This is a genomic window from Rahnella sp. 1L-D-7-B-C2 (genome assembly GCF_057290995.1).
This window is the reverse complement of record NZ_JBXAVQ010000019.1, coordinates 1-25,502: the sequence shown is the minus strand read 5'-3', so window position 1 is coordinate 25,502 and position 25,502 is coordinate 1. Positions and strand designations below refer to the sequence as shown.

Annotated in this window: 24 protein-coding genes and 1 pseudogene; 13 read left to right on the top strand and 12 right to left on the bottom strand. The window is 54.4% G+C overall.

Annotated features, from left to right (window positions below; all coding sequences use genetic code 11):
- Positions 1-12: 12 nt before the first annotated feature.
- Positions 13-918, bottom strand: a complete 906-nt coding sequence (locus AC0Z7K_RS20920; protein WP_485615792.1) for a LysR family transcriptional regulator — start codon at positions 916-918, stop codon at positions 13-15.
- A gap of 195 nt (positions 919-1,113) precedes the next feature.
- Here AC0Z7K_RS20920 and AC0Z7K_RS20915 point away from each other — a divergent pair, with 195 nt between their 5' ends.
- Positions 1,114-2,364 carry an MFS transporter gene (locus AC0Z7K_RS20915; RefSeq protein WP_485615832.1) on the top strand — a complete coding sequence of 417 codons (1,251 nt, stop codon included), beginning with the start codon at positions 1,114-1,116 and terminating at the stop codon, positions 2,362-2,364.
- A 686-nt stretch (positions 2,365-3,050) separates the two neighbouring features.
- Here the strand turns inward: AC0Z7K_RS20915 and AC0Z7K_RS20910 are convergent.
- From AC0Z7K_RS20910 to AC0Z7K_RS20885, 6 genes are read right to left on the bottom strand one after another with little or no spacing between them, the layout of a single operon-like run.
- Positions 3,051-4,157, bottom strand: a complete 1,107-nt coding sequence (locus tag AC0Z7K_RS20910; RefSeq protein ID WP_485615791.1) for an ABC transporter ATP-binding protein — start codon at positions 4,155-4,157, stop codon at positions 3,051-3,053.
- Between the two features lie 4 nt (positions 4,158-4,161).
- A complete protein-coding gene (locus AC0Z7K_RS20905) occupies positions 4,162-5,004 on the bottom strand; it encodes a carbohydrate ABC transporter permease (protein WP_413528760.1) in 843 nt (280 codons plus the stop codon).
- Positions 5,005-5,015: 11 nt separating this feature from the next.
- Complete coding sequence (locus AC0Z7K_RS20900; RefSeq protein WP_112167635.1) at positions 5,016-5,939, bottom strand: carbohydrate ABC transporter permease; 924 nt, start codon at positions 5,937-5,939, stop codon at positions 5,016-5,018.
- Positions 5,940-5,999: 60 nt separating this feature from the next.
- Entirely contained in the window at positions 6,000-7,280 is a 1,281-nt protein-coding gene (locus AC0Z7K_RS20895) for an ABC transporter substrate-binding protein (RefSeq protein WP_413528758.1), read from the bottom strand.
- 60 nt (positions 7,281-7,340) lie between these two features.
- A complete protein-coding gene (locus AC0Z7K_RS20890; RefSeq protein ID WP_413528757.1) occupies positions 7,341-8,519 on the bottom strand; it encodes an aminotransferase class I/II-fold pyridoxal phosphate-dependent enzyme in 1,179 nt (392 codons plus the stop codon).
- Positions 8,506-9,219, bottom strand: coding sequence for a FadR/GntR family transcriptional regulator (locus AC0Z7K_RS20885; RefSeq protein WP_112167632.1), 714 nt, complete (start codon positions 9,217-9,219; stop codon positions 8,506-8,508). Before AC0Z7K_RS20885 ends, AC0Z7K_RS20890 begins: the two co-directional genes overlap by 14 nt.
- A 311-nt stretch (positions 9,220-9,530) precedes the next feature.
- Between AC0Z7K_RS20885 and AC0Z7K_RS20880 the strand changes: the two genes are divergently transcribed.
- The 11 genes from AC0Z7K_RS20880 (at position 9,531) to AC0Z7K_RS20830 (ending at position 21,125) form a co-directional block, all read left to right on the top strand.
- Positions 9,531-10,736 (top strand): FAD-dependent oxidoreductase, encoded by a 1,206-nt coding sequence (locus tag AC0Z7K_RS20880; RefSeq protein ID WP_485615788.1) that lies wholly within the window; start codon positions 9,531-9,533, stop codon positions 10,734-10,736.
- 616 nt (positions 10,737-11,352) lie between these two features.
- Positions 11,353-12,720: an anaerobic C4-dicarboxylate transporter DcuC gene (gene dcuC / locus AC0Z7K_RS20875; RefSeq protein WP_413528755.1), complete on the top strand. Its 1,368-nt coding sequence runs from the start codon at positions 11,353-11,355 to the stop codon at positions 12,718-12,720.
- 160 nt (positions 12,721-12,880) lie between these two features.
- Positions 12,881-13,321 (top strand): DUF2569 domain-containing protein, encoded by a 441-nt coding sequence (locus AC0Z7K_RS20870; protein WP_485615786.1) that lies wholly within the window; start codon positions 12,881-12,883, stop codon positions 13,319-13,321.
- A gap of 39 nt (positions 13,322-13,360) precedes the next feature.
- Complete coding sequence (gene rsxA / locus AC0Z7K_RS20865; protein WP_112167628.1) at positions 13,361-13,942, top strand: electron transport complex subunit RsxA; 582 nt, start codon at positions 13,361-13,363, stop codon at positions 13,940-13,942.
- The gene (gene rsxB / locus AC0Z7K_RS20860; RefSeq protein ID WP_112167627.1) at positions 13,942-14,508 is read left to right on the top strand and encodes an electron transport complex subunit RsxB; all 567 of its coding nucleotides are present in this window, start codon (positions 13,942-13,944) and stop codon (positions 14,506-14,508) included. Before rsxA ends, rsxB begins: the two co-directional genes overlap by 1 nt.
- A 1-nt stretch (position 14,509) precedes the next feature.
- Positions 14,510-16,633 carry an electron transport complex subunit RsxC gene (gene rsxC / locus AC0Z7K_RS20855; RefSeq protein ID WP_485615785.1) on the top strand — a complete coding sequence of 708 codons (2,124 nt, stop codon included), beginning with the start codon at positions 14,510-14,512 and terminating at the stop codon, positions 16,631-16,633.
- Complete coding sequence (gene rsxD, locus AC0Z7K_RS20850) at positions 16,634-17,686, top strand: electron transport complex subunit RsxD (protein ID WP_413528751.1); 1,053 nt, start codon at positions 16,634-16,636, stop codon at positions 17,684-17,686.
- Positions 17,687-17,695: 9 nt separating this feature from the next.
- The gene (rsxG, locus tag AC0Z7K_RS20845; protein ID WP_485615783.1) at positions 17,696-18,328 is read left to right on the top strand and encodes an electron transport complex subunit RsxG; all 633 of its coding nucleotides are present in this window, start codon (positions 17,696-17,698) and stop codon (positions 18,326-18,328) included.
- The gene (locus AC0Z7K_RS20840; RefSeq protein WP_413528749.1) at positions 18,321-19,019 is read left to right on the top strand and encodes an electron transport complex subunit E; all 699 of its coding nucleotides are present in this window, start codon (positions 18,321-18,323) and stop codon (positions 19,017-19,019) included. The genes rsxG and AC0Z7K_RS20840 overlap by 8 nt, the downstream gene beginning before the upstream one ends.
- The gene (gene nth, locus AC0Z7K_RS20835) at positions 19,012-19,650 is read left to right on the top strand and encodes an endonuclease III (RefSeq protein WP_413528748.1); all 639 of its coding nucleotides are present in this window, start codon (positions 19,012-19,014) and stop codon (positions 19,648-19,650) included. Before AC0Z7K_RS20840 ends, nth begins: the two co-directional genes overlap by 8 nt.
- 329 nt (positions 19,651-19,979) lie before the next feature.
- Positions 19,980-21,125, top strand: coding sequence for an IS481 family transposase (locus AC0Z7K_RS20830; protein WP_485615781.1), 1,146 nt, complete (start codon positions 19,980-19,982; stop codon positions 21,123-21,125).
- A 220-nt stretch (positions 21,126-21,345) separates the two neighbouring features.
- Here the strand turns inward: AC0Z7K_RS20830 and AC0Z7K_RS20825 are convergent, their stop codons facing one another.
- From AC0Z7K_RS20825 to AC0Z7K_RS20815, 3 genes are all read right to left on the bottom strand, one after another.
- Entirely contained in the window at positions 21,346-21,843 is a 498-nt protein-coding gene (locus AC0Z7K_RS20825) for a YjjA family protein (RefSeq protein ID WP_485615779.1), read from the bottom strand.
- A gap of 105 nt (positions 21,844-21,948) precedes the next feature.
- On the bottom strand, positions 21,949-22,860 hold the full coding sequence (locus tag AC0Z7K_RS20820; RefSeq protein WP_485615778.1) for a LysR family transcriptional regulator: 912 nt from the start codon (positions 22,858-22,860) through the stop codon (positions 21,949-21,951).
- A gap of 155 nt (positions 22,861-23,015) precedes the next feature.
- Positions 23,016-23,282, bottom strand: coding sequence for a hypothetical protein (locus AC0Z7K_RS20815; RefSeq protein ID WP_485615777.1), 267 nt, complete (start codon positions 23,280-23,282; stop codon positions 23,016-23,018).
- Positions 23,283-23,457: 175 nt separating this feature from the next.
- Here AC0Z7K_RS20815 and AC0Z7K_RS20810 point away from each other — a divergent pair, with 175 nt between their 5' ends.
- The gene (locus AC0Z7K_RS20810) at positions 23,458-24,561 is read left to right on the top strand and encodes an acyltransferase family protein (protein WP_485615776.1); all 1,104 of its coding nucleotides are present in this window, start codon (positions 23,458-23,460) and stop codon (positions 24,559-24,561) included.
- 228 nt (positions 24,562-24,789) lie between these two features.
- Here the strand turns inward: AC0Z7K_RS20810 and AC0Z7K_RS20805 are convergent, their stop codons facing one another.
- Together AC0Z7K_RS20805 and AC0Z7K_RS20800 are read right to left on the bottom strand one after the other, a co-directional pair.
- Positions 24,790-25,023, bottom strand: a complete 234-nt coding sequence (locus AC0Z7K_RS20805) for a hypothetical protein (protein WP_485615775.1) — start codon at positions 25,021-25,023, stop codon at positions 24,790-24,792.
- A 401-nt stretch (positions 25,024-25,424) separates the two neighbouring features.
- A pseudogene (locus AC0Z7K_RS20800) lies at positions 25,425-25,502 on the bottom strand (integrase); the annotation flags it as partial.

Sequence of the window (25,502 nt, the reverse complement as noted above, 5' to 3'; positions counted from 1 at the left end):
TTTTGTCTTATGTCAAACACCGTCCTCTTTCATCATCAGATCTGTAAAGGCCTTGGTCGCCGCCGTCATCGGCCGTTCGGCGTGATTCACCAGCCAGAGTTCTGTGGTGCCTTGCATATCCCCGAAGCGTAAATATTTCACGCCGTCGACCTGAATGCGCAGATAGGACGCCGGTAAAATCGACACGCCCAGTCCGGCGGCGACCAGCCCGATAATGGTCAGCGGCTCACCCACTTCCTGCGTGATATAGGGCGTGATCCCCTGCGCTCTCAGCTGGTCGAGAATATCGTCGTACAGTGAGGTGCCGACATCTTTGGAAAAAAATACAAAAGGCTGATCGGCCAGATGCTGGAATGTCAGTTCACCGGCGGGCAAATCATTGAGCGGATTGTCTTTATGCACCACGGCAATCAGCGGCTCCGACCATATCAGCTGATGCGCCAGCTGCGGCGGCAGATCGCCGTTGCGCATAATCCCCAGATCCAGTTTGCCTTCCAGCAGCGGGTCGATCTGCTGCTTGCTGTTGAGCTGTTCAATGCGAATATTCACGTCGGGATAAGTTAAGCGGAAACGATGCAGAGTGCGGGAAACCCGGTGTAAAAACGGTGCCGAAGAGGTCAGCCCGAGCGTCAGATTGCCGGACTCACCGCGATGGATCCGCGCTGCCTGCTCTGACGCTTCTTCCACCCGCTGCAAAATCTGCCGCGCTTCATGCACAAACGTCACGCCCGCCTGCGTCAGCCGCACCGTCCGGTTACTGCGGTAAAACAGCGCCGCACCGACGTGGGCCTCCAGCGCCTGAATCTGCTGGCTCAACGGCGGCTGGGAGATGTGCAGCCGCTCAGCTGCCCGCCCGAAATGCAGCTCGTCAGCGACGGCGATAAAATAACGCAGGTGACGCAGTTCTATATGGCTCATCGCGCGGCGTTGGCTCCAATTGATACTTTAAACATATCGTTTCAGCGAAATTAATATATTAGACAATATAAATCTCAGGGTTAAAATTTTCATACATTTTCAAATATTTTTTATTATCACCCTCGCTAAGGATTGACAGTGAAAACCACTCAGCGGAAGCCCGCTGCACCATCCGGATCTCCCTTTGATAACAGTCTGGTCAATGACGACGAACTTAATCCTGACACCTCCGTCGCCCGCACTACTCCAAAATCGCCCTTTATCAAACGTGGTACGCCGCAGTTTATCCGGGTGACACTCGCCCTGTTCTCTGCCGGGCTGGCGACGTTTGCGTTGCTTTATTGCGTGCAGCCGATCCTGCCAGTGTTATCTCATGATTTCGGCGTGTCACCGGCGACCAGCAGCCTTTCGCTGTCGTTATCCACCGGGCTGATGGCCATCGGCCTGCTGTTTACCGGGCCGGTTTCGGATGCCGTCGGGCGTAAATCGGTGATGGTGGTAGCGTTGCTGCTCGCGGCAGGTTGTACGCTGGTATGTTCCTTTATGCAAAGCTGGGATGGCATTCTCGTCATGCGTGCCCTGATTGGCCTTTCGCTCAGCGGCGTAGCAGCGGTGGCGATGACCTATCTGAGCGAAGAAATTCACCCGAGCGTGGTGGCTTTCTCGATGGGGTTATACATCAGCGGCAACTCTATCGGCGGCATGAGCGGGCGACTGGTCAGCGGCGTGCTGACCGATTTCTTCTCATGGCGCATCGCGATTGCGGTAGTCGGCCTCTTCGCGCTGGCGGCGGCCATTATGTTCTGGCGCATCCTCCCGGCCTCCAAACACTTTCGCGCCAGCTCGCTGAAACCACGCAAACTGCTCATCAACTTTAAACTGCACTGGCGCGACAGCGGGCTGCCTTTGCTGTTCGTCGAAGGTTTTCTGCTGATGGGCAGCTTCGTGACGATGTTTAATTACATCGGCTATCGCCTGCTCGGGACGCCGTACAATATGAGTCAGGCCATCGTCGGGATTTTGTCAGTGGTGTACCTGATGGGCACCTACAGTTCGCCGAAAGCGGGCGTGCTGACCGGCGTTTATGGCCGGGGCCCGGTGCTAATCGGTGCAATCGCCATCATGCTGGCCGGTATTCTGCTCACTGCCTTTTCGCCGGTCTGGTTGATTTTCATTGGGATGATCCTGGTCACCGGCGGCTTCTTCGCCGCCCATTCCGTCGCCAGCGGCTGGATCGGCAGGCGCGCACGCCGTGCGAAAGGACAAGCCTCCTCACTGTATCTGTTCTGTTATTACGCGGGTTCGAGTGTGGCGGGTACGCTGGGCGGATTCTTCTGGCATGCGTACGGGTGGAATGGGATCACGGTGTTTATTAGTGTGATGCTGGTGGCAGGTGTAGGCGTGGGGGGCAGGTTGATGAGGCTGGCGGAGGCTAAACCGGCGTAATTTTTATTGGCCGGGCTGCCCACTGGCCTGCTGTTTAAAATCAACGTCAATGTCAAAACCGTGGGTTGCCACCCACACTGGCCTTAAGGGGGCTTATCGCCGCCCCCTTAAGAATCCGCGGCTCTTTAAAACACGTGCCATGCAGACGGGCTATGTTTCAGCCACCACCGCTATTGCCGCAAAATCCCGCCGCGGCGCGGTACCCTCCGGTCGGGTTACAACCCGCGCAAAAAGGCGCGCGGTTTTCCACCTCTCCCTTCGGCGTGATTTTTGAAAGCGGCCAGAGCTTTTTAGGTCACAGCCTCACCGGCTCAGGATCATTTTAAAAACCAAACGCGCAGTTCAGATGTCTTGGATTTGTTTCTAAAAATGGCGAGATGGCGCGATCAAAAAATCCTGCTGAACGGAGCGGCTTCGAGACCGTAGGCTCGAAGACCGAGAGAAGGAACCGCGCAGCGGCAGGGTTTTGCGCCACACGCGGGAGTCAAAGAACACGTCCATCGTTCCAGCGGTAGCGCGTGTTTTAAAAAGACGCGGAGATTCCAAAGAGGGCCCGTCCTGGTCCTCTTTGGGCGGTTTCGACGCAGTGCGCTATGGGATCGCTGAGCGTCAGAAACCGAAATATCCTCGATCATTGTTTTAAAAATTTCACCATTCCCGAATGGTTTGAACCGCCCGGTGCCCGGTCATGGCACCAAATTTTCCCCTTGTTTCGCCAGCCGCCTCTGACTCCCTCCGTCAAACACCTGCACCCTTGCGGTATCAATTGTTATCCACACTCTGTCCCCCGGCGCGGCTCCCGATCTCACCATGCTGTAAACACTCAGCTTTTCGCCGCCCAGCGTCCCGTGAATAAGCTCGCTCAGACCGGTCGGTTCAATGAGGGTCACATCCAGAGGCAGTGCGCCCGGCGCGTCCCCGGAGCAGAGCACAATCGCCTCGGGACGAACGCCGTAAATGACTTTTGCATCGCTTTGCAGACCGGTAATGGCCGGGTCCACCGGTAGCGTCAGGGTGGGATTGATGCGCAGCTGCGGGGCGGAATCGCCCATCTCTATCGTGCCGTCGATAAAGTTCATCGAAGGTGAACCGATAAAACTGGCGACGAATTTATTAGCGGGCGTGTCGTAAAGCTCCAGCGGCGTGCCGACCTGTTGGATCAGGCCGTGATTGAGTACCACGATACGATCGGCAAGCGTCATGGCTTCGACCTGATCGTGGGTCACGTAAACAATGGTGTTGCGCATTCTTTGATGCAGACTTTTAATTTCAATGCGCATCTGGCCGCGCAGCTGGGCGTCGAGATTGGAGAGCGGTTCGTCGAACAGGAATACCTGCGGTTCGCGCACAATCGCCCTGCCCATCGCCACGCGCTGGCGCTGCCCGCCGGAAAGCTCTTTCGGGCGGCGATGCAATAACGCGGTCAGGCCGAGAATGTCGGCAGCTTTATTCACGGCGGCGTCGATTTCTGCTTTCGGGCGCTTTTGCACTTCCAGGCTGAACCCCATGTTGCGTGCCACTGTCATGTGCGGATAGAGCGCGTAGCTCTGGAACACCATCGAGATATCCCGGTCTTTCGGCGCAACCTGATTCATCAGCCGCGTGCCGATGTGGATGTCCCCCGCCGTCGCCAGTTCCAGCCCGGCGATGGTGCGCAGTAAGGTGGATTTGCCGCAGCCAGACGGGCCGACCAGCACCACGAACTCACCGTCTTTGATCGTCAGGTTAATGTGCCGCAGCACTTCGACATTTTCGTAACGTTTTTGGAGATCGGAAATCGTAATCTGAGCCATAAAATTATCCTTTTACCGCACCGGCAGTCAGCCCCTGAACCAGGTAGCGCTGAATGAACGCAAAGAACAGACAAGCAGGGATCAGCGCCAGCACTGCCGCCGCCATCATGTCGCCCCAGGAAACCGCAAACTTCGACACAAAACTTAGCAACCCCACCGGGAAGGTCATCACGTCATTTTTGTTGATTAACATCAGCGAGAACAACAGTTCGCTCCATGCCGCGGTAAACACAAATCCCAGCGTGGCGGCCATGCCCGGCAAGGTCAGCGGGATGATGACTTTACGCAGCGCCATAAAACGGCTGCACCCTTCCAGCATTGCTGACTCTTCGAGATCTTTAGGAATGCTGTCGAAAAATGACTGCATCAGAAAGGTCGCGAAAGGCACGTTAAAAGCGGTGTAGATCAGAATTAATCCCAGCAGGCTGTTGGTCAGCCCGAGCGGTGCCATTACTTTGTAAATCGGCGCGAGGATCATCACCAGCGGGAACATCTGGGTGAACAGCAACAGCGCGGCCATCACCGTTTTGCCTTTAAAGCTGAAGCGGGAAAACGCAAAGCCCGCACCGGCGGCAATCACCGTGGTAAGAAACGCCGTGCCGAATGAAACAATCAGGCTGTTGAAGAAATACAGCGGAAACTGGCTTTCGGTAAACACGCGCTGAAAATGCACCAGCGTCATCTCCCCCGGCCACATCTTCACGCCTTCGCTGTAGAGCAGTTTGTCCGGGGTGATGGAAATTTTGATCAGCCAGTAAATCGGAAACAGCGAGAAAATCAGATAACACAGGATCCCCAGCCGGTGGCCGCCTTTGCGCAGCCAGAGTCCTAATGACAATGCATTCATATGGCGCTCCTTTATTTCAGTAACTGATGGCGGATTCGCAGAAGAACCAGCGCGTAAAGCGTCATCAGCACCAGCAGGAAAACCGCCATCGCAGAGGCATAGCCAAAGTCGAGTTTGCGGTAGGCGGTAGTGAAAATGAAACTTGAGAGAATGGATGTCGAATTCGCCGGACCACCGTCGGTCATCACCACAATCAGGTCAGCGAAATTGGCGATCCAGATGGTGCGCAGCATCACCGTGATGGCAATCATCGGTGCCAGAAACGGCAGCGTCACTTTGCAAAACTGCTGCCAGCCGGACGCTCCGTCCATCGCCGCCGCTTCGTATAAATCTTTCGGTATCGACTGCAACGCCGCCAGCAAAGTTATCGCAAAGAACGGAATGCCGAACCAGACGTTGGCTACCACCGGCCCGTACAGCGCCAGTTGCGGATCGGACAGAATGTTGTACGGCTCGGAAATAATGTGCAGATCGGTCAGCCAGTACGGCAGCACGCCGATCACCGGGTTGAGCAACCACGCCCAGGTCAGGCCGGAGAGAAACGCCGGTACTGCCCACGGCAGAAAAACCAGCGCCTGCACCCAGCCGCGTCCGGCAAATTCGCGGTTAAGCAGCAACGCCAGCCCGAGACCGAGCGCGAATTGCAGGACTAAGGACGTCAGTGTCCAGTTGAAGGTGTGACGCAGCGCAGCGTAGAAATGCCGGTCGTCAAACATGGTGCGAAAATTATCCAAACCTACCCAGCCGGTGTCGGACGGGTTAAGCAGCTGAATGTTCTGGAATGCATAGGAAATGCCGATCGCCATCGGGACAAAAATAAACAGCGCGATCAGCACCAGCGTCGGGCTGAGGTAAACCCAGGGTTCCAGCAGCGCCCGCAAACGGGGAAAGCGCGGCGCGGCAGCGGTGTCTGGTGGTGAAACTTCCAACATCATGACGCGTCTCCAACAAAGGGGAATTTGCGCTCCGGCAGCAGTTGCCGGAGCCGTTGAACCTTACTTCTGCGCGGCCAGCCACGCTTTCTGTTCTTTCGTCAGGTACTTCGCCCAGTCTTTCACCATGCTTTCGGTGTCGTTCTGCCCGAGCAGCGTTTCCTGCGAACTGTCTTTAACGATGACCGAGTTGAAATAGCCCCAGCCTTTGAGGTGCGTCGGCATGGTCAGCGGGATGTAATCCGGGCTATTCAGCTCGGCAAACCAGCCAGCAAACTGCGGCGCGTGGTAATAGGCGTCCTGCTCCGCGCCCTTATAAATCGGCAACGTGCCAACGAATTTCGACCACGTCAGGTTGTTTTCTTTGTTACTGAGAAACGAGATCAGGTCCCAGCTTTGATCCTGATTTTTGCTTTGTTTGAACATCGACCAACCGGTGTAACCGATGGTCGGATAAGCTTTGCCGTTCGGTCCGAGCGGCATCGGCGCGACTGAGAAGTCATCCGGATTCATGCTGTTTTTGATGGCAATCAAGGCATCGGGATCCTGATCGAGCATTGCGCACTTGCCGGAGTAGAAGCTGGAGACGATTTCATTGAAGCCCCAGTTGACGCTGTCTTTCGGTGCATAACCTTTCTGATACATATCCACCAGGAACTGCGCACCTTTAATGGCGCCCGGCTGCGTCAGAGTGCTGTTACCCTCTTTATCGAAGAACTCCGGCGAACCGTTCATCGCCGCCATAAACATCATCCAGGCGTTAGTGCCACCCACGCCGCCGCGCATACAGTAGCCGCTGATGCCGTTGCCGAGCGCGCTGATTTTCTTCGCATCGGCCATAAATTCCTCCATCGTTTTCGGCGGTTCGGTTAGTCCCGCCTGCCCGAAGAGTTTCTTGTTCCAGAACATCGCCCGCAGGTAGAAACCATAAGGAACCATCGTCGCCGTGCCGCCGGAAGAGCGCGCCATGGTCAGCGTTTTGTCGGTTAAGTCTGGCGTGCCGTTCCAGCTTTTCAGGCGCGGTTCAAGATCCGCCAGCATGCCGTTACTGGCGTACAGCCCCTGCCAGGTGTCCGGCATTTCCACCACGTCCGGGTATTGTCCGCTCTGGATCATGGTGCCCAGTTTTTCAAACGCCTGCCCCCACGGCAGCGACACCACTTCAATCTCAACCCCCGGGTGTTGCGCTTTGTAGGCGGTGAGCATTTTTTGCAGCATTTCGGTACGCGCCGGGCTGGTGATCACTTCCACCAGCGTCAGTTTGGTCGCGGCAAAGCTGGCGCTGGAACACAGGCTGACGCTGAAAGCCAGCAGGCTGAGCAGATGACGTTTCGGGTGTCGCATAATCTTGATTCTCCACGGAGCTAAAGGTCGGATCACAGGAACAGTCTTTGAGAAAAATCTTCAGAAACAGGCGCTTTCAATGGCGTTTTTTAGGTCGCGCCACAAATCCTCGGTATCTTCCAGGCCGATGGAAATGCGGATCACCCGTGGCGATACGCCGAAATCAATTGCCGAATTGAATTCACCCGCCTGATTCAGCACGGAGACCGCCGGCATCACCAGGCTTTCGAAACCGCCCCAGCTGACGCCCATGCGGAATAACTTCAGCGCGTTGCAGAAAGCAGGAATGTCGATGCCGTCACCGAGCTCGAATGAAAACAGGCCGCTGTAACCGGTCAGGGTTGACGTTGGCAGCGGATCTAAACCGGGATGATTGACTTTCGTGATGCGCGAATAACCTTGCAGGCGGTGCGCCAGCTGGAGTGCGCTTTCATGATGCTGACGCATGCGCAGCGGCAACGTGCGCAGGCCGCGCAGCAGCAACCAGGCTTCATTAGCAGAAAGTTTGCCCCCCAGAAACGGGCTGATATGACGGCTGATGGCACTGATGCGTTCAGCGCTGGAGATAACCAGTCCGGCCACCACGTCGCTGTGTCCGCTGATGTATTTGGACGCGGAGTGGATCACCAGATCGATGCCCGCCGCCAGCGGTTTCTGGAAAATCGGCGATGCCCAGCTGTTGTCGATCATCGTCACCACGCCGTATTTTTTTGCTAATTCCGCAATCGCCCGCAGGTTCTGTTCGCCCATCACCCAGCTGTTCGGGCTTTCGAGATACAGCAGCTTCGCGCCCTGCAATGCTTCTTCCAGAACGGCCAGCGAACTGCCGTCGACGAACTGAGATTCAATCTGAAAACGGGTGCAGAACCCGCGCAGGAAGCGGTAGGTATCCGGGTAAACGTGATTGACGCACACCACTTTGTCGCCGGGACCGGCTACGCTGAGAATAGCGTTACTGATTGCCGCCATCCCGCTGCCAAACGCCAGACAGGCTTCGCCGCCTTCCAGCTGCGCCACCTTTTTCTGCAATTCCACTACCGTCGGGTTATCGACGCGGGAATAGAGTGCGTGGTCGCTGTCGCCACGAAAACGGGCGATCATGCTGTCATAATCGGTGAAGCTGAAAAGTGACGACTGGTAAATCGGCGGCGAAATCGCCCCGCGATCGTGGCGCGCGTCGTGAACTAAACGGGTACTTTCCGACAACTCATCGTGCTGGCTTTTATCATCTTGCTGCATTGATCACTTCCTTCATGTCGCGTTCAGTTATGTTCAGAATGTCGTTGCTCAGCCTGCGCGCGGTTTCAGGTTCGCGACGCGCGATGGCTTCAAATAGGGTGCGGTGCAGCGGGAATGAGTCGCTGAATAACGCCTGTTCAGGCGGCGATTCGAAAAAGGCGTGCAGCAGGTCGTAGATACCGCCAACCATTTGTAACAGCAGCGGATTGTGCGCGGCGGTGTAGATTGCGGCGTGAAACTGCCAGTCCTCTGCCCCGGCAGAACCGACGCTCAGGTGGACTTTTTCCATCACATCCAGCTTGTGTTCGATGAACAGCAAATCGCTCTCCGTGGCGCGCACCGCCGCCAGCGCCGAGGCTTCACATTCGATGATCCGGCGCACTTCCAGCGCGTGCAGCATGGTGGCGGAATCATTTTTGAAGCGCAGCGACAGAAAGCTGTCGTTGGCAGTGACTTCCGATTGCAGGAACGTCCCGCTGCCCTTTTTACGCAGGATAATCCCCAGCGCTTCCCAGCGTTTCAGCGCCTCACGCACCGTGTTGCGGCTTACCGCCAGCCCTTCGGCCAGCACGCGCTCAGGCGGTAACTTCTCCCCCACGCGGGTGCCGGACTGCGCCACATAACGGGTCAGCGCATCAAGCACCAGCGTGTCACTCTGCTGTGGCGCGATCGGGTGCAATAAATTCAGTTCACCGTGCATCTGTGTCTCCGCCATCTGCCTAAATTGGCCCAACAACTCAACCTGTGGACCACTTTGCAATTTGTCTGCCAGTTTTACGCACAGAATTTAACCGCATGATTTAATAGCCTAATGTTTATTTTTCATTCAAAACGGACGCAAAGGAAAAGATCGCCGTGGTGCAATTTGCAGGTGAAGTGGACAGGAAACGTGCAGGCGTTGTTCCGGTATGGCGCAATCCGCCAATGGAAATGAGAGGTCAGGTCGATTGACGCGCATCGGCGCAAATGATAATTGTTATCATGTAAATTCATTTTGTCAGGCAGGGTTTTATGTCATCGAATACTGAGTCAGCCGCAGCGTCATGTTGCATTGTGGGCGGCGGCCCGGCCGGTTTAATGCTGGGCTATTTGCTGGCGCGTAAGGGTATTGACGTGACGGTGCTGGAAAAACATCGGGATTTCCTGCGTGATTTTCGCGGCGACACCATTCACCCTTCGACGCTGGACATTATCTGGCAGCTCGGCTTTCTCGATGAATTTCTTAAATTGCCGCACCAGCGCGCCGAAAAGCTCTACGGCGAAATCAACGGCAAGGAAACCACGCTGGCGGATTTCAGCCATCTGCCGACGCAGTGCAAATTCATTGCGTTTATGCCGCAGTGGGATTTTCTGAACTTCATTGCCGGTAAAGCCGCCGTGCTGCCCAATTTCCGTCTGATCCACAACGCACAGGTCCTGTCCTTGCAGGAAGACCACGGCAAGGTCACCGGTGTGCTGGCTGAAGTCGATGGCGAACAACAGCCTTTTCATGCAGATCTGGTGGTCGGCTGCGACGGGCGTAATTCGGTGGTACGTGAACAGGCTGGTATGGAAATCCGCCGCTTCGGCGCACCGCGCGACGTGCTGTGGCTGAAAATCAACAAGCGCCCGGACGACCCTGAATGGTCGATGCGGCATCGCGGGCCGAAGAAAAATTTCATCATGATCGACCGTGGCGATTACTGGCAGTGCGGCTACTCGATCGCGAAGGACAGCCTCGACGCCCTCAGGGCGCAGGGCATTCCGCCATTTCTCGATTTGCTGGCCGAAGTCTCGCCCTTCGATCGCGGGCGTTTGCAGGAAGATATCGCCAGCTGGGACGACGTGCGCCTGCTGGTGATCCGCATTGACCGCCTGAAAGAATGGGCAAAGCCTGGCCTGCTGTGCATCGGCGATGCGGCGCATGCGATGTCACCGATTGGCGGCGTGGGTGTAAATCTGGCGATTCAGGACGCGGTGGCGACAGCCAATATTATTACGCAGCCACTGATATCCGGGACGTTGACGTTGCGGCATCTGCAACGCATCCAGCGCCGCCGGACGTTTCCAACGTGGGCGACACAATCGTTGCAGATTATGATCAGTCGTGCCGGACAGAAGAAAAGAACCAAACCCCCATCCCGGATGGAGGCGTGGCTGCGCGGGCGGAAATTTATCCCGTTCTTGTTTGGGAGGCTGATAGGCGTTGGGTTTTATCGGGAAATCCCGAAGCTTTGAGATAGTCGCCAGAACGATGGCCGTGTTCTGTGGCTCCCGCGTTTGGCGCAAAACCCTGCCACTTCGCGGTGCCCTCTCTCGGTCCTGAAGCCCCAGGTCTTCAGGCCGCTCCGTTCGGCAGGATTTTTTGATCGCGCCATCTCACCATTTTTTAAAAAACAAAATGTATTTGGTTTTTTGAAATGATCCGAGCCGGTGAAGTTGTGACCTAAAAGCTTCTGGCCGCTTTCAAAAATCACGCCGTAGGGAGAGGTGGAAAACCGCGCGTCTTTTTCGCGGGTTGTAACCCGACCGGAGGGAACCGCGCAGCGGCGGGATTTTGCGGCAATAGCGGGAGTTTCTGAAACATAGCCGGGATGCAGGGCACGTTTTTTGATAACGCGGGAGTCCAGAGGGCGCGCGTTTACGCGTCCTTTGGGCCGGTTTGGGCGGCAGCACAAGGTCTTGCCCTAAAAATCGATTTAAAAGCCGCCCCCCGTTATGTCAGCCTCGCATCACATTTCCCAAATCCCCTCCCCGTTTCAACCCCAATCATTGATGGGCGTCATAACACGCACCGCATTTATTGTTCACAGTGCCCGCCTTTGTCCAAATTTAATCTCCGGGGAGTCAACGTATGTGGGAATTGCTGATCGGGCTGGTGGTCGCCGTGTTTGTCGGGCGATACATCATCAAAGGATATTCACCAACTGGCGTGCTCATGGTGGGCGGGCTGTTGCTGCTGGTAATAAGTGCGCTGATGGGTCACAGCGTGCTGCCGGAAGGTGCGAAAAGCACCGGCTGGAATACCACGGATATCGTCGAGTACGTCAAAATTCTGCTGATGAGCCGGGGTGGCGATCTCGGAATGATGATCATGATGCTGTGCGGTTTCGCGGCTTACATGACGCACATCGGCGCGAACGACGTGGTGGTCAGACTGGCGTCCCGCCCGCTCAAGATGATCAATTCCCCGTATATCCTGATGGTCGCCGCCTATATCCTGGCGTGCCTGATGTCACTGGCCGTCTCCTCAGCGACCGGACTGGGCGTGCTGCTGATGGCAACACTGTTCCCGATTATGGTCAACGTCGGCATCAGCCGTGGTGCGGCAGCGGCGATTTGTGCGTCGCCTGCGGCGATCATTCTTTCTCCCACCTCCGGCGACGTGGTGCTGGCGGCGCAGGCGGCGAACATGCCGCTGGTAGATTTCGCGTTTAAAGTCACCCTGCCGATTTCTATCGCCGCCATTGTGGCGATGGCCGTCGCCCACTTCTTCTGGCAGCGTTATCTGGATAAACGCGATACCTCTGAACTGGTGGGTGCCGTGGATTCGAATAAAGATGACGTTGTGGAAACCAACGCGCCCGCCTTTTACGCCATTCTTCCCTTCACTCCCATCATCGGTGTGCTGATATTCGACGGCAAATGGGGACCGAATCTGCACATCATCACCATTCTGGTGATTTGTATGTTGCTTACCGCACTGATTGAAACCGTGCGCAACCGCAGCGGAAAAATCGTGTTCGCCGGTCTGGACGTCGCCTATCGCGGCATGGCGGATGCCTTCGCCAACGTGGTGATGTTACTGGTCGCGGCGGGCGTGTTCGCCCAAGGGCTGAGCACTGTCGGGTTCATCAGCAGCCTGATCGGGCTGGCGCAGAACTTCGGTTCCGGCAGCATTATCATGATGCTGGTTCTGGTTACGATCACCGTGCTGGCCGCCATGACCACCGGTTCAGGTAACGCCTCCTTCTATGCCTTCGTCGAACTTATCCCGAAACTGGCGGCGAAAATGGGCATTAATCCGGAGTATCTGGTCATCCCGATGCTTCAGGCCTCTAACCTCGGACGCACGATTTCCCCGGTCTCGGGTGTGATCGTCGCCGTCGCCGGTATGGCTAAAATCTCCCCGTTTGAAGTGGTCAAACGCACTTCCGTGCCGGTTCTGGTTGGTCTGGTTGTGGTGATCGTCGCGACGGAAATTCTGGTCCCTGTGCGTTAATCTGCCATTCATTGCAAATCCCCTTCAAAAACGAAGGGGATATTGATCACATAAATACGATAACGAGAAATTATCTCTCAGGTTAAGCTACTGCGCCTTGAAGATGGGGAAAAGCTCCCTGTACTGTCCGGGTGGAAAACCCGCGTAATAAAGGTTTTTTATGTCGAATATTCCGGGCTACAAACGTATTGGCGGATGGCTACTGGCCCCGATGGCGTATCTGATTGTGACGCTGATGAGCGTCGTATTAATGCTGGCGTTGTTTTCCATGGCATTATTTATGCCGGAATCGCGGGATTATTTACTGACCAATTCGCAGGCATTTACCCTGCAATGGTATTTCTCCGTAGTGACCACATTGGCGATGGGGTTATTTACCGTCGCTGTACTGTGGCAATTCTGCAAGCGCGCCAAAGCGTTGCCGAAAATGTATATTATCTGGTTGCTGTGTACCGTATTGCTGGCGGTAAAAGCCTTTGCTTTCTCGCCGGTTACCGACGATCTGGCTGTTCGTAACTTATTGTTACCGTTATTAGCCGCTGCGGTGTTTGTGCCTTATTTCAAGCGCTCACTGCGGGTGAAAGAAACCTTCACGGAATAACCCTGAAGTTTTAATGTTTATTATGTCCGGGCTATTGACATGACCTCATACTTATTACTGTTTGTTGGCACCATGCTGGTGAATAACTTCGTTCTGGTGAAGTTTCTTGGCCTGTGCCCTTTTATGGGCGTTTCCAAGAAGCTCGAATCGGCTATCGGCATGGGGCTGGCGACCACATTCGTCATCACCCTGTCGAATATCTGCTCGTGGATGGTCAACACCTTCATCCTGATGCCATTGGAGCTGGTCTATCTGCGCACGATGGCGTTCATTCTGGTCATCGCCGTCGTGGTGCAGTTCACTGAAATGGTGGTGCGCAAAACCAGCCCGTCACTGTATCGCCTGCTGGGCATCTTTCTGCCGCTCATCACCACCAACTGCGCCGTACTCGGCGTGGCGCTTTTGAACATCAACCAGCAGTTCGGCTTTATGGAATCTGCGCTATACGGCTTCGCCGCCTCGCTTGGCTTCTCGCTGGTCATGGTGCTCTTTGCCGCCATCCGTGAGCGTCTGGTCGTCGCTGACGTCCCTGCCCCGTTCAAAGGATCTTCCATTGCGCTGGTCACCGCAGGTCTGATGTCGCTGGCCTTTATGGGCTTCACCGGTCTGGTGAAATTCTGATGTTTGAATTATGGGTAGCGATTGCCGCGCTGACCGCTCTGGCACTGGTTTTTGGCCTGCTGCTGGGCTACGCATCGCGCCGTTTTGCCGTGGAAGGCAATCCGGTTGTCGATCAGATTGACGATATCCTGCCGCAAAGCCAGTGCGCGCAATGCGGCTATCCCGGCTGTAAACCTTACGCCGAAGCCGTGGCCAATGGCGACAGCATCAATAAATGTGTGCCGGGCGGCGAAGCGGTCATGCTGAAACTCGCCACGCTGCTCAACGTTGAGCCACAGCCGATGGGCGAAGACGCCGCCGCTGCCGCACCGGTTCGCCGCGTGGCCTACATCGACGAAAGCAACTGCATCGGTTGCACTAAGTGCATTCAGGCCTGCCCGGTCGATGCCATCGTGGGTGCCACCCGCGCCGTGCATACCGTAGTGACCGATTTATGTACTGGCTGTGATTTGTGCGTCGCGCCGTGCCCGACCGACTGCATCGAAATGCTGCCGATCAAAACCACCACCGCAAACTGGAAGTGGGATATGCAATCCATTCCGGTTCAGGTCATCCATGCGGAGTAACATGTTTAATCTGTTTGCCGCGCTCAAAAAAGACAAAATCTGGGACTTCGACGGCGGGATCCATCCGCCAGAAATGAAGACTCAGTCGAGCCACGTTCCGCTGCGCAACGTGCCGCTGCCTGAGCGCTTTATCATCCCTCTTCAGCAACATCTTGGCCCTGAGGGCGAGCTGTGCGTGCAGGCTGGCGACCACGTTCTGAAAGGTCAGCCGCTGACCACAGGCCGTGGCCGTACGGTACCGGTGCATTCTCCGACCTCAGGCGTGATCGCTGCCATTGAGCCGCACATCACCGCGCACCCTTCGGGGCTGAAAGAGCAGTGCGTGCTGATCGACGCCGACGGCCAGGACACCTGGTGCGAACGCGAATTGATTGCCGACTATCGCAAACTTTCCGCCGATGAGCTGAATCAGCGCATCAGTCAGGCCGGTATTGCCGGTCTCGGCGGCGCGGGCTTCCCGACCGCCAGCAAACTCTCGGGCGGGCTGACCTCTACCCGCACGCTTATTCTCAATGCCGCCGAGTGCGAACCTTACATCACCGCCGATGACCGGCTGATGCAGGAGCATGCAGATCAGATCCTCGAAGGCACCCGCATTCTGTGCCATATGCTGCACCCGGAACGCGTGATGATCGGCATCGAAGACAATAAGCCTGACGCCATCGCTGCATTTAAAGCCGCCATCAAAGCCAGCATGGAGCGTGATCTGGCCGCTGGCGTGCGGTTCGAATTGCGCGTGGTACCGACCAAATACCCGTCCGGCGGCGCCAAACAGCTGACCAAAATTCTGACCGGACTCGAAGTGCCGAAAGGCCATCACTCGTCGTCCATCGGCGTGCTGATGCAAAACGTCGGGACGGTGTATGCCATCAAACGCGCAATCATCGATGGCGAACCGCTGATCGAACGCGTGGTGACGCTGACCGGCGAAGCGATGGCGAAACCGGGCAACGTCTGGGCGCGTCTTGGCACACCGGTGGCGCACCTGATGCAGGAAGGCGCATTGCAGCCGCAGGGCGACAAAAAGATGGTGATCATGGGCGGGCCTCTGATGGGCTTCACCCTGCCATCGCTTAACGTGCCGGTGGTTAAAATTTCCAACTGCCTGCTGGCCCCGTCTGAATCCGAACTTGGTCAGCCTGAGCCGGAAGAAGCCTGCATCCGTTGCAGCCTGTGCGCCGACGCCTGCCCGGCCGGTTTGCTGCCTCAGCAACTTTACTGGTTCAGTAAAGGTCAGGAACACGAGAAAGCCCGCAACCATAATTTATTCGACTGTATCGAATGTGGCGCCTGCGCCTATGTCTGCCCGAGCAACATTCCTCTGGTGCAATATTATCGGCAGGAAAAGGCCGAAATCCGCGCCATCGACACTGAAACCGCCCGCGCCACCGAAGCTAAAGCCCGCTTCGAAGCCAAACAGGCGCGTATGGAACGTGAAAAATTAGCACGTGAAGAGAAACATCAGAAAGCGGCCGTGAAACTCGATGACGCGCCGGTCGAAGCTGCGCCAGCAGCTGACGTGGTGGCAGACTCTGCCGATGCCGATCCGCGTAAAGCGGCGCTTGCAGCAGCAATTGCCAGAGCGAAAGCCAAAAAAGCGGCCGCTGAGCAAGAAATTCCCGTGGCCTCTGAGCCCGTACCTGAAGTCGCACCGACCGCCGATGATGACCGTAAAGCCGCCGTCGCTGCTGCCATCGCCCGGATGAAGGCTAAAAAAGCCGGGACCGGCGTGGTGGTGGAAGCAACGGACAGCGAGCTGAACGTCGCGCCTGCGGCGCAAGCCGCTGACGATCGCAAAGCCGCCGTGGCCGCCGCAATCGCCCGCGTAAAAGCCAAAAAAGCCGCTGCCGCACAGCCGGACGGTGCGAAAGCCGCTGCGGCTGAATCCGTGACAACGTCACCGGCAGAGCCTTCTGCTGACGACAAACGCAAAGCCGCCGTCGCCGCTGCCATTGCCCGTGCAAAGGCCAAAAAGGCCGCCGCGCTGAGTGAAGCGCAGGACGCTGAACCGGAACAAAAAGACACATCACAACAAGAAAGCGATCCACGCAAAGCTGCCGTCGCTGCTGCGATCGCCCGAGTTAAGGCCCGTAAAGCCGCTCAGACCATGTCGAACGAGGAATAAATGGCCTTCAGGATTGCAAGTTCACCTTTTACACATAACCGCCAGAACACCAGCACCATCATGATGATGGTGATTATGGCGTGCATTCCCGGCCTGGTCGCTCAGGTCTGGTTTTTCGGTTATGGCACGCTGGTTCAGCTCGCGCTGGCAATCACCATTGCGCTGCTGGCGGAAGGCGCGGTATTGCAGCTGCGCAAACAACCGGTAAAAAAACGTCTTGGCGATAACAGCGCCCTGCTGACGGCGGTTCTGCTGGGTATCAGCCTGCCGCCGCTCGGCCCCTGGTGGATGGTGGTGCTCGGCACGATCTTCGCCATCATCATCGCCAAGCAACTGTACGGGGGGCTGGGGCAGAATCCGTTTAACCCGGCGATGGTCGGTTACGTCGTGCTGCTGATTTCCTTCCCGGTACAGATGACCACCTGGCTGCCGCCGGATGCGTTGCAGCATCATCACGTCGGTTTTGCCGACACGCTGCTGACCATTTTTACCGGTCACAACAGTCAGGATCTGAGCGCATATCAGTTACAGATGAACGTCGATGGCGTGACGCAGGCAACGCCGCTGGATGCGTTCAAAACCGGTTTGCGCTCCGGCCATTCTGCCGATCAAATCCTTGCCACCCCGCTGTTTGGCGGCGCGCTGGCCGGTCTCGGCTGGCAGTGGATTAACCTCGGGTTCCTGGCCGGTGGCCTGTACCTGATGTGGCGCAAAATCATCAGCTGGCACATTCCGGTGGCAATGCTCGGCATGCTGACGTTCTGCGCCGCTCTCGCCTGGGGTCTGGCGCCGGAGAGCTACTCCTCGCCGCTGGTGGGCCTGTTCTCTGGTGCAACGATGCTGGGCGCTTTCTTTATCGCGACCGATCCGGTCACCGCGTCAACCACGCCGAAAGGTCGTCTGATATTTGGTGCGTTGATTGGTTTACTGATGTGGCTTATCCGCACTTACGGCGGTTATCCTGACGGCGTGGCCTTTGCCGTTCTGCTGGCCAACATTACCGTGCCGTTGATTGATCACTACACGCAGCCGCGCGTTTACGGGCATCGCTGAGGAAGAATTATGTTAGCTACAATGCGACGCCACGGCCTGATCCTGGCATTTTTTGGCGCCCTGATGACCGGCATGACCGCTCTGGTCAATCTGATGACCAAGCCCACGATTGAACATCAGGCGCTGTTACAGCAAAAAACGTTGTTCGATCAGGTCATTCCTGCCAGCGTATATGATAACAACTTGCAGAATGAATGTTACAACGTCACTGATGAATCTCTCGGCACCGCTACACCACACCGGATGTATCTGGCGCGCAAAGCCGGTAAACCGGTCGCTGCCGTGGTAGAAACCACCGCGCCAGACGGCTACTCCGGTGCCATTCAGTTACTGGTTGCCGCGGATTTTAACGGCAACGTGTACGGTTCGCGCGTGCTGGAACAGCATGAAACGCCGGGCCTGGGCGACAAAATTGAAGTGCGTATTTCCGACTGGATCAAGCATTTCGCCAATCAGACCGTCAACGGCGCAAGTGATGCGCGCTGGGCAGTGAAGAAAGACGGCGGTATGTTTGATCAGTTCACCGGCGCGACCATTACTCCGCGCGCCGTGGTGCGTTCCGTTAAACGCACCGCATTATTTATCGGGACGGTACCGTCTCAGCTTTCCCACCTCACCCCTTGTGGAGCCCGTGATGAGTGAAGCCAAAAAGATAATCGTTCAGGGTCTGTGGACCAATAACTCCTCGCTGGTGCAGCTGCTGGGGCTTTGTCCGCTGCTGGCCGTGACGTCCACCGCAACCAACGCCTTAGGGCTGGGGCTGGCGACCACGCTGGTGCTGACCTGCACCAACGCCATGATTTCGGCGTTCCGTAAGTGGATCCCGGATGAAATCCGTATTCCGATTTACGTGCTGATTATCGCTTCGGTGGTCAGTACCGTACAGATGCTGATCAACGCCTATGCGTTTGGTCTTTATCAGGCGCTGGGGATCTTCATTCCGCTCATCGTCACTAACTGCATTGTGGTCGGACGGGCGGAAGCCTGCGCGGCAAGCAGCCCGGTACATCTGGCGGCGCTCGACGGCGCGATGACCGGCCTCGGCGCGACCTGTGCGATGTTCGTGCTGGGTTCCATGCGTGAAATTCTCGGCAGCGGCGTGTTATTTAACGGCGCTGATTTACTGCTCGGCAGTTGGGCGAAGGTACTGCGCGTCGAAGTGATTCATTTGGACAACCCGTTCTTGCTGGCGATGCTGCCACCGGGCGCCTTTATCGGCCTCGGCTTGCTGCTGGCAGGCAAATATCTGATCGACCAGCGCATGAAAGCGCGCAAAGCCGTGCAGCACGTCGCGGCTGAAGAAACTCTGCCAAAAGGAAGTGTGCATGAATAAGGAAAAGCGCGTCGCGATCCTCAGCCGTTTGCGGGACAACAATCCGCACCCGACCACCGAACTGGTGTACACCACCCCGTTTGAGCTGTTGATTTCGGTGCTACTTTCCGCGCAGGCCACGGACGTCAGTGTGAATAAAGCGACCGCGAAGCTGTATCCGGTCGCCAATACGCCTGCTTCCGTACTGGCACTCGGCGTGGACGGCGTGAAGGAATACATCAAGACCATCGGCCTGTTCAATTCAAAAGCCGAGAACGTGATCAAAACCTGTCGCATTTTGCTGGAAAAGCACAACGGTGAGGTTCCCGAAGACCGTGCCGCGCTGGAAGCCCTGCCAGGCGTCGGGCGTAAAACTGCTAATGTGGTGCTTAACACCGCCTTCGGCTGGCCGACGATTGCCGTCGACACGCATATCTACCGCGTCTGCAACCGGACGAAGTTCGCGCCGGGAAAAACCGTCGAAGACGTCGAAGAGAAATTGCTGAAAGTCGTCCCGAAGGAATTTATGCTCGATTGCCATCACTGGCTAATTTTGCACGGACGATATACCTGTATTGCACGTAAACCGCGATGCGGGAGTTGTCTGATCGAAGATTTGTGTGAGAGCAAAGAGAAGGTGTACGCGGAGTAGTTGCGGATGCTGCAAAATCCCGTCGTTACGGCGTGATTTTTGATAAAGGCTGGAGGCTTTTAGGTCACAACTTCACCGACACAAGGTCTGAAAAGAAAACAGCCTACTCAATTTCAAGGACAATTCGGACAGCTCCCTCCCCTGCGAAGGAGAGGGTTGGGGTGGGGTATTAACGTTAAATCAAAAGGTTAAAGTGTTTTAACCAGTTTATTGCCAGCCATACCCCCACCCGGCCTCCCTGTTTAGACCGGACACATCATGAACACTTGTTCGGAGACATGGTGAACACTTAAAACTAAGGCATCTGTACTTCTGTGAGGAACGTACCTATGCCGTGGAATGAGGTTTCAACCATGTCATTACGTCTCGAGTTTGTTTCACTCGCCCGCCTCGAGGGCGCTAACTTTCGCGCACTTTGCCGGCTGTTCGGCATTGCTCCGAACACTGGCTACAAGTGGCTCCGGCGGTTTGTTGCCGCGGGTGAGGCCGGGCTGGCCGACCGTTCCCGTCGCCCCATCACCACGCTTTTACATACTGACGCGGAACTTGAACCGCGCATCGTTTCACTCCGCCTTCAGCATCCCGCCTGGGGTGCCCGTAAGCTCAAGCGCCGTCTCGAGGATATCGGCCTCACGCTGCCTGCCGTCAGTACGGTACACGCCGTTCTGACACGCCACGGCCTTATTCTGCCTGAAGAACCCGCCAGCCATCCCGCAGTGGGACGCTTCGAACACCCTCATCCCAACAGCCTGTGGCAAATGGATTTTAAAGGGCACGTTCCCTGCGGCGAAGGGCGTTGTCATCCGCTGACTATTCTGGACGACCATTCGCGTTTTTCCCTGTGTTTACAAGGCTGTCATGACGAACGTCGTGAGACGGTGCAGGATAAACTTATCGGCACCTTCGAACGTTATGGCCTTCCGGAACGGATGACGATGGACAACGGCGCGCCCTGGGGACATACGGGAGGCGTCTGGACACAACTGGAGCTCTGGCTGATGCGTCAGGGAATAAGCGTCAGTCATTCAAGACCTTATCATCCCCAGACGCAGGGTAAAGATGAGCGTTTTCACCGGACGCTAAAAGCGGAGTTGCTGTCGCGGCGGGACTTCCCGTCGCTGCCCGTCATGCAGCTGGCGCTGGATGAATGGCGGAATATTTACAATACGCAGCGCCCTCATGAGGGTATCGCATTATCCGTCCCGTCCAGCCGATATCACGCCAGTCCACGAGCCTATAATCCAAAGCCTGAAGCCGCAGAATACGGTGAGCATATGCAGACAAGGAAGGTCGATATCAGCGGAAGAGTGACGCTGAAAGGGAAGGAATATCACGTTGGAAAGGCGTTCATCAAAGAGCGGCTGGGTATAGAAGAAGAGACAGTCGATGGCATTTACAGCGTGTGGTGGTATAAAACAAAAATAGGCGTGATCGACCTGACGTCGAAGTCGATCACGGTGGGTAAACATTGCTAAAAAGTGTTCACCATGTTCCCGAACATGTGTTCACCATGTCCTCGGTCTAAACACTCCCCCTTCGCAGGGGGAGGAGCAAAAACCAAACCCCGCAAAATCCCAGTCTGCTTCCCCATCATTCGCAAAGTTGTGTATAAGGCAAAATGGGTGGCAACCCACGGTTTTGACCTTGTACTGGAAGGAAGTTAAAAGCCATCAATTGCATCGGCCCATGCAAAAATCAAATAAACGATTTGGCCTGCTTCAGCACCACATCACATGCTTTGGTTTTGACTTTCTCTTTCACCTGCGTCAATCCGCTGCCAAGATTATTCAGATCCACACTTTGATCTTTACCGGTTTTCAGCAAGCCACCCAGCCCCTGCTGGTAATCCTGGCTTTGTGCGCCGGAGGCGGTCTGGATACCCAGTTTGCTCAACAGCTGGTCTTTCACATTATCGGTGCTGGCTTTGGAAAGTACGTTGTTTTTCACGCAATACTGCAACACACCTGCTACGTTGTTGGCGCTGGTCGAAGTCAGTGCGCTGTCCCCGCCGCTAAGCAGTGAGGTCAGCGAAGAGGTCGTGCCGGTGCTGTTGGTGTTCTTGCCCGCACCGTTCAGCCCTTCGTTAGCCGCCTGCTGAAGTTGCCCGAGCAGATTATTCGACGCCTGCGCGCCGCCTGCCAGTAAAACACCGCTCGTCGCCACTGCAAGAATCACCGTCTTTAATGCTTTCATTTTTATTCCATCCATTTCACTTAAGGCATAACGCAAAGCTTGACCCCAAACATTCATTACATCAATAGGATTTCATGAGATAAAGCTGCACTGAATGGTATTGGTTTATTTCTGAATCTGCTGCTGCGCTAACCACAGACCGGCAGTGGTGAAGAAGTGCTGCGCCAGCGGTGTTGACCGCCCTGCTTCGGCAACCACCAGTGCGGCATGGCGGCTCATCGGTGTGATATCCAGCGGACAACGTTTCAGCGCCGGATTCATTTCGTCGATCAGATGCCCGCGTGGCACCAGCGCACAGCCGATGCCGACAAAAACGCCCTGCATCAGCTGGAATATCGAGGTACTTTCCAGGCGCGGATGCAGCTCCAGCCCGGCCTGACGAAAGAAATTATCCAGATAGCGGCGGAAATAGCGGCTCGGTTCGGACAGGCACAGCGGCAACGCCACGGCCTCTTCGGCGCTGATCAGACTGAGCTTTTGCAACTCCGGGAAGTGATCCGGGTGATAAACCACGTCAACACCGCCGTCATCGATCGGCACTAGCTGGAAGCGCAGTTCATTGAGGGTAGAGAATTCGAAGAATCCGATGCCGACGTCCACCGAATGGCTACTAAGCGCCTCGATCAGCTGATCGGCGCTCACTTCAGACACCCGGTAATCCAGCCCCGGATGCACCAGACTCACCGCTTTGATAAGCTGCGCCAGAGAAACGCTGCACTGCGGCATCACGCCGATGCGTAACGTGCCGCTCATGCCCTGCTTAAGCGATTCCACTTCCAGCTTCAGGCCTTCATACACCGCCACGATTTCCCGCGCCCAGCTCAGCACCCGCAGCCCTTCGGCGGTGAAACCTTCAAAGTTATTGCCACGGTTGATAAGGTTCAGCCCGAGTTCTTTCTCGAGATTTTTTAAGCGCATCGACAGCGTCGGCTGACTGACAAAACTGGCTTCCGCCGCCCGGCCAAAATGCCGCTCGCGTTCGAGATTACATAAATAAATCAGTTGCTTAATGTCCAAATTCTTTATTATTCAATGAGTTAGGATTGGATTATGAATGATGCTTACGGAGATATGTACTAAGGCGTGTACTAAGCAAAAAGTTGACCAGATAATCATGCTTTTCTGCAGGACACTCGCCACATAATAACTCACGTGACTTTGGGCGTCACTTTTCATCGCAGAAAGAAATCATCTGGGTCATCATGGAACCCGCCAAGTTGCGGCTCATTCCTCTTTATCGACATCAGATATTCCATCCCCTGCCTCAGCGACACCGGCTCCTCTATCACAAACCCAAACCAATCGTCGTATGCCTGACCCAACCAGAAGCCGCCACCGTGCTCCTTTAGCCGCTGGAAGAACACGTATGTCCCCGGCTGAATGTGATTGCGAGTCTGCCAGCGCAGTACAACATCAAATCCCAAATCTTTACCGCCCATAACCACCCCCCAAGCACTGTATGAACATACAGTATAGATTCGATTGAGAGGGTTTGTGAAGATAGAATAAACCCCACGGGGTTGGGTGATGCTGGATTTGCCGTAACCTACGGGTATACTTAGGTTTATGATACTGGTAGCGCACTTGTTATGGTTTGAGTTTCACTGGATTAATATGAATAAACTGAATGCTTTAACATCATTAAGGTTCTTTGCTGCTCTAGCGGTTTTTATGTTTCACGCTAGCACAGTATCCATTCACTCTGGCGGAAATTTAAAATATTTAAGCGCGTATTTCTATGAAGGAACAATAGGGGTAACGTTCTTCTACGTTCTTTCAGGTTTTATAATATCTTATAGTTACAGAGATAAACTTATTTCCGGTGCAAGTAATTCATGGGAGTTTATTATGAATCGATTAGCCCGTGTCTACCCAGTTCATTTACTCACATTATTGACCGCGATTGCTTTGTTTTTAAATGGCAATCACATATCAGAGCCAACACCGATTAGTACCTTAGCAAATGCCCTACTTGTTCAGTCTTGGTATCCTTCTATAGAGTCTGTGTTCTCGTTCAATGGGGTCTCATGGAGCATATCTGTTGAAATGTTTTTTTATTCTTCATTCATTTTTCTATGTTTTTTAACATTTAGACAGATAGCTACTTTGCTTTGTTTATTGTTAGTTATAATAGTCACTGTGCAGATTTTAATTTCAGACACTGAGATTATAAACGGATTTAATCGGCTTTGGTTATTTTATATCAATCCTATTTTTAGAATTGGTGACTTCCTTTCAGGAATGCTAGTGTACCATGCCTACGTCAAACTAAAACACATTCAACTTACATTTATAAAATCCTCATTGCTTGAGTTTTTATCCCTCGTCGCGCTAGCGTTGTTCGTGACATCTAGAGATATAACATCACAAGATATGAGGTATGATATTTATTACGTCCTTCCTATCGCAGCAATTATTTTAATATTCTCATTATCAAATGGTATAATATCAAAAGCAATATCCTATCGTCCTTTTGTTTTTCTTGGTGAGGCTTCATTTAGTTTTTACATGATTCACCAAATAGTTATAAACCATTTTGCTCTTATTATAAAAAAGGAAATAATAACGCCATTTGATTTCTTTGTTTCAATTTCAATTCTTTTATCATTATGTATTTTTTCATCCATCCTACTTTATAAGTTCTTTGAAGCCCCGATTAATAAAATATTACGTGCAGTGATAGCGGATCGCTTCCACAACAATAAGGTTTCTGCGTAATTTAATTCCAGGGGGAACTTGTTGTGCATGGATCCCCCTTTTTAGTTCTAAGCCGTGAATCTTCCGGTAATTGTTTTTATATGTATGCTGCACGAGTGTAACCTATAGTCGGACGTTGTGCCTGAATCTAAGGTAATTCTTCTCATCAATTTCAGGATGATACTGATTTAGATTTGTCATAACCCCACCAAGCAACTTACTTTTTTACATACCGGAAGATTGTTATTGTTAACCTGCCAAATCTATTTTCACTTCCAATGGAGTTCCTGATACCACATTATATTCTCCGTCTAAATAGAACAGGCCATCTTTAGGATTGTAAAAGTTTCCTATTCCGCAAGAAACCCCCTCGGCAATAAATACAAGATATTTACCTTTGATGGATATTTTATCTTGTACAAATATAGTATTAAGCACTAAATATTCATCATTCTCCATTACTGCGTAATTTCCAGATTCCATTAACTGTACTCCTCAATAATAACGTACCCTGGCATTCCAGCGCCTCCTGCAAGTGCAGCTGAGCTTACTCCAGCTGCGGCCCCGGCACCTCCCGATCCATAACCTCTCCCCGGAAGCCCCGCGCCGCTTGCTCCTGCACCACCACTGCCATAATCACTGTTGCCTCCACCTCCACTTAGAACAAATCCTACTTGATATACCAATCCCGGCCCGCCGCTTTGGCTATCTTTGGTTCTGATAGGCGATCCAGTGTAATTAGAAGCAGGGTCTGCAAACGCAGCTGTCCCAAATGAAGTTCTCGCAATACCTAAATTGCCTCCAGACCCGCCAGAGCAACTGACCAAAGACCCGAAACTGGTCGTTCCGCCTTGGTTACCATTTGCCCTGTAAGCATACCTGTTTTAGTTCCACACACTTTTTGAGAGTTCCGGTTTTTCAGCCATCAGCCGGTATTCTTCCGGCGTCAGGTTATTCAGGGA